We start from the raw sequence: 4,900 nt of genomic DNA, 5'->3' as shown, positions 1-4,900 counted from the left end.
CACCGGGGTGGTGTCGCTCGGCTTGAGGACCACCGCGTTGCCGGCCGCGATCGCCGGGGCCCACTTCCAGACGGCCATCATGAACGGGTAGTTCCAGGGGGTGACCTGGGCGCAGACCCCGACCGGCTCGCGCCGGATCATCGAGGTGTGCCCGGCCATGTACTCGCCGGCCGAGAGCCCGTTGAGCATGCGGGCGGCGCCGGCGAAGAAGCGGATCTGGTCGATCGCCGGCGGGACCTCCTCGTCCATGGTGAGCTGGAACGGCTTGCCGGTGTTCTCGGACTCGAGCCGGACCAGCTCCTCGGCCCGCTCCTCCATGGCGTCGGCGATCTTGTTGAGGGCCCGACTGCGCTCGGAGGGGGTGGCGTCGCGCCACTGCTCGAAGCCGCGCTCGGCCGCCTGCATGGCCGCGTCGACGTCGGCCGGGCCCGAGACCGGGGCCTCGGCGAAGCCCTCGCCGGTGGAGGGGTTGATGAGGGTCGAGGTCCTGCCGTCGACCGGGTCCCGGTACTCGCCGCCGATGAAGTTCTGCAGCTTGCGAAGCGCCATTGCCTGCTCCTTTCATGCTCGCTGGCGGCGGGCCAGCAGCGCGTTGCCCACCGCGATGGCGACTCCTCCGAGGAAGATCAGCGTGCCCATCACGTTCACCTGGGGCGGCACCCCGACCCGGGTGGCCCCGTACACCCACAGGGGGAAGGTCTCGACCTGGCCGTTGACGAAGCTGGTGACCACGAAGTCGTCGATCGACAGGGCGAAGGCCAGCAGCGCCCCGGCGACGATGCCCGGCGCCAGCAGGGGCAGGGTGATCTTGCGGAAGGTCGTCCAGGGGTCGGCGCCGAGGTCCTGGGCGGCCTCCTCCAGCGACGGGTCCAGGCCCAGCACCCGGGCCCGCACGGTCACGGCCACGAAGGCCAGGCTGAAGGCGACGTGGGCGATGACGATGGTGACGTAGCCGCGGGCGAACTGGGTGGTCACGAACAGCGACAGCAGCGACGCCCCCAGCACCAGCTCGGGGGCGGAGATGGCGCTGAAGATCACCAGGTCGTAGGCGCCCTTGCCGCGGAAGCGGTAGCGGCCCAGGGCGAGGCCGATCATGGTCCCGAGCACGACCGTGATGATGGTCGAGATCACGGCGATCGCCAGCGAGTTGCGCAGGGCCGTGGTCAGGGCCGGGATCGCGAACAGGTCCCGGTACCACCGCAGGGTGAACCCCTGCCAGCGGATGTTGAGGCGGCCCTGGGTGTCGTTGAAGCCGAACACGATCATGACCAGGATGGGCAGGCTGAAGTAGAGGATCATCAGCCAGGTGTAGACGGGCAGGATCAGCCGGGTCCAGCGGCCCCGCCGGCCGGGCACGGCCGGGGCGGGGGCGACCTCGGAGGGTGCCTGGCGGGTGGCGACGGTGCTCACCGCTGGGCGACCTCCATCACCTGCTCGGTGCCGAGCACGCGGGCGTAGACGAAGATCCCGACCAGCAGGGCCGCCATCAGCAGGAACGACATGGCCGAGGCGAGCGGGTAGTTGTTGCTGTTGAGGTACACGGTCTGGATGATGTTGCCGATCATGGTCGTCTGGGTGCCGCCGAGGATCCCCGAGTTGACGAAGTCGGAGGCGACCGGGACGAAGGTGATCAGCACGCCGGCGAACACCCCGGGCAGCGACAGCGGGAACACCACCCGCCGGAACGCCTCGGCCCGACCGGCGAACAGGTCGTGGGCGGCCTCGACCAGGCTGGGGTCGACCCGCTCCAGGGCGACGTACAGCGGCAGGACCATGAAGGGCAGGTAGTTGTAGGTGAGCCCGCCGATCACGGCGGTGGTGGTGGCCAGCAGGTGGAAGTCCTGCGGCAGCAGGCCGGCCTCCTTCAGCGGCCCGAGCACGAACCCCTGGTCGTTGAGGATGAACTTCCAGGAGGCGGTCCGGATCACGAACGACACGAAGAACGGCAGCAGGACCAGGAACAGGTAGGTCGACTTGCGGGCGCCGCCGTAGAACGCGATCCAGTAGGCCATCGGGTAGGCCAGGACCAGGCAGAGCGTGGTCACGACGACGGCGTAGACGCCCGAGCGCAGGAACTGGGTGGAGTAGAGGTCCCACGCGCGGGTGTAGTTCGACCACTCCCAGGTGAAGGTGAAGCCCGCCTCGACGTTGCCGCTCTGCAGCGAGAGCGAGAACATCACCAGCAGCGGCACCACGAAGAAGATGGCCAGCCACAGCCCGCCCGGTAGGCCCACCAGGTAGGGGGCGAGCCGGGCGCGGCCGCCGCGGGCGCTCATCGCCTCGTCAGGACTGGACGATCGGCTGGAAGATCGAGTCCCACACCTGCTCCTCTTCCACGGTGAGGGAGCGGTAGCGCTTGGTCTTGGCCAGTTCTTCGTCGCTCGGGAAGACCAGCGGGTTGGTGACCAGGTCGTCCAGGTAGGCCTTGTCCTCGCCCTCGGCCTTGGCCGCGTCGGCCTGGATGATGTCCTTGGCCGCCTGGACCGGGGTGATGTAGGCGATGTACTCGGTCAGCATGGCCGCCACCTCCGGCCGGTACACGTAATCCATGTAGGTGATGGCGTCCAGGGGGTGCTTGGCGGCCTTGGGGATGGCCATGTTATCGGTCCAGTAGGTGGCCCCCTCGGTGGGGATCACGAACTTGATGTCGGGCGAGCCGGAGTTGTTCAGCTGGTAGACGTCGCCCGAGTAGGCCTGCGAGAGCCAGGCGTTGCCCGAGCTCATGGCGTCGATCATGCCGGAGTTGTCGACGAACTCCCGCAACTGGGGCCGCAGCTTCTCGGCCTCCTCGGCGGCCCGCCTCCAGTCCTCCTCGGTCGACGTGGCCGGATCGATGCCCAGCATGATCATGACCGAGGTCGGGAAGTCGACGTCGTCGCCGAACATGGTGATCTTGCCCTTGAAGGCGGGGTCCTTGAGGTCCTGCCAGCTGGTGATCTCCCGCTTGGTCAGCTTGGGGTTGTAGGCCAGCCCGACCAGTCCCGACTGCCAGGGCACAGTGAACTTGTTGCCCGGGTCGTAGCTGGGGTTCTTGACCGACTGGGCGGCGTTCTTGGCGAACGTGGGCAGCTTGGAGTGGTCGAGCTCGATCAGGAAGTTCTGGCGGATGAGCTTCTCGATCGGCCCGCCGTTGGTGATCACGATCAGGTCCCAGCCGGTGTCCTGGCCGGCCTGGAGCGAGGGGGTGATCTTGCCGAGGAAGGAGTCGTTGTCCTCGATGACCTCTTTGTAGGTGACCTTGATCCCCGTCTCCTTGGTGAAGTCCTGGAGCGAGGGGTAGACGGTCTTGCCGCCCTGCTTCTCCTGGTCCATGTACAGGGGCCAGTTGGCGAAGTTGAGGACGCCGGCCTTGGTCTGGCTGGCCCAGAACCCCGAGGCCTGGGGCGCCTCGTCGCCGCCGCCCGACCCCTCCACGCCGCAGGCGGCGAGGAAGGCGGAGGCGCTGAGCAGGCCGGCCCCTCGGAGGGCGGCGCGGCGGCTGATCCGGGGCATGGTCATTCCCCGCACCCAGGCGGGGTCGAGCGGTCGGTTCCTGGTCACGGCAGAGCTTCCTCCTTGGTGCCGCCACCGAGCACATAGGAGTGCTCCGCGGGCCATTCCAGCCATCCCACCTGGCCGGCGAGCACGTCCGCTCCGGGGGTGGCGGACGCGTTCTGACGGTACACGGCGATGGCCTCGCCGCCATCGGTCACCGTGCGGTACTGGGTCGAGGTGCCGAGGTAGACGACCTCGTCGACCTTGACCTTGAGGGCGGTGCGGTCGGGCGAGGGTGGGTCCTGCTCGGTCCGCAGCACGATCTTCTCGGGCCGGATGGCCAGCTCGACGTCCTGGCCCTCGCGGGCGTCGCCGGCGTCGGCGACCAGCACCCGCCGGTCCGGGCCCATCCCGGCCAGCGCCCAGGCGTCGCCCCTGCGCTCCAGCCGCCCGGTGATGATGTTCGACGTCCCGATGAAGTTGGCCACGAAGCGGGTCGCCGGGTGCTCGTACAGCTCGCGCGGGGTGCCGAGCTGCTCGATCCGGCCGGCGTTCATCACCACCAGCCGGTCGGACATGGTCAGGGCCTCCTCCTGGTCGTGGGTGACGTACACGAAGGTAATCCCCACCTCCCGCTGAATCCGTTTCAGCTCCAGCTGCATCGCCTGGCGCAGCTTGAGGTCGAGGGCGCCGAGCGGCTCGTCCAGCAGCAGGGCCCGTGGCCGGTTGACCAGGGCCCTGGCCAGGGCGACCCGCTGCTGCTGGCCGCCGGAGAGCTGGCGCGGCTTGCGCTTCTCGCGGCCCTCCAGCTCGACCAGGGCCAGCGCCTCGGCCACCCGCCGCTTGATCTCGTCCTTGCCGACCTTCTTGCGCCGCAGGCCGAAGGCCACGTTCTCGAAGACGTCCATGTGGGGGAAGAGGGCGTACTGCTGGAAGACCATGTTGACGTCGCGCCGGAACGGCGGGACGCCGACCATGTCGCGGCCGTGGAGCAGGATCTGGCCGTTGGTCGGCTCCTCGAAGCCGGCGATCATCCGCAGGGTGGTCGTCTTGCCGCAGCCCGAGGGGCCCAGCAGCGAGAAGAACTCGCCCTCGGCGATCCTGAGGTCAACCCGCTCGACAGCCCGGACGTCGTGGCCCCCGGCGGTGAACTCCTTCTCCACCCCGACCAGCTCGATCGCGGCCAGGCCGTCCTCGGAGGGGACGGCCTGGCGGGCGCCCGCCTGGACCTTCGTGTCTGCCATCGCCTCGTCCCCTGTCTCAGGCGGCCGGTCCGCCGATTCGACCACACGGGCACGAGGCGACGCTAGCACCACGCCCCCGCCCGTCCATGTACGAACCGGCACCGTGAGGGCCGTCTGCCTGCCAGTTCGTCACCGTAGGTATCACCTTCCGAAGCCCCGGCCATGGAGCACGTCGGCGGCCT

The 4,900-nt window shown here is 69.0% G+C and carries 5 protein-coding genes; all 5 read right to left on the bottom strand.

What is annotated here, in order from left to right; all coding sequences use genetic code 11:
• Window positions 1-549, bottom strand: a 549-nt coding sequence (locus VF468_13575) for an aldehyde dehydrogenase family protein (GenBank protein HEX5879324.1), incomplete at its 3' end; no start/stop codon positions are given.
• 12 nt (window positions 550-561) lie between these two features.
• Window positions 562-1,299 (bottom strand): ABC transporter permease, encoded by a 738-nt coding sequence (locus VF468_13570; protein HEX5879323.1) that lies wholly within the window; start codon window positions 1,297-1,299, stop codon window positions 562-564.
• A gap of 107 nt (window positions 1,300-1,406) precedes the next feature.
• Window positions 1,407-2,276, bottom strand: a complete 870-nt coding sequence (locus tag VF468_13565) for an ABC transporter permease (GenBank protein ID HEX5879322.1) — start codon at window positions 2,274-2,276, stop codon at window positions 1,407-1,409.
• 7 nt (window positions 2,277-2,283) lie between these two features.
• Window positions 2,284-3,540 (bottom strand): spermidine/putrescine ABC transporter substrate-binding protein, encoded by a 1,257-nt coding sequence (locus VF468_13560; GenBank protein HEX5879321.1) that lies wholly within the window; start codon window positions 3,538-3,540, stop codon window positions 2,284-2,286.
• Entirely contained in the window at window positions 3,537-4,718 is a 1,182-nt protein-coding gene (locus VF468_13555) for an ABC transporter ATP-binding protein (GenBank protein HEX5879320.1), read from the bottom strand. The genes VF468_13560 and VF468_13555 overlap by 4 nt, the downstream gene beginning before the upstream one ends.
• Between the last annotated feature and the right edge of the window lie 182 nt (window positions 4,719-4,900).

It is taken from the genome of Actinomycetota bacterium (assembly GCA_036280995.1).
Lineage (GTDB): Bacteria > Actinomycetota > CALGFH01 > CALGFH01 > CALGFH01 > CALGFH01.
Note: the sequence above shows the minus strand (reverse complement) of the source record. Positions and strands in the feature narration are given on the sequence as shown.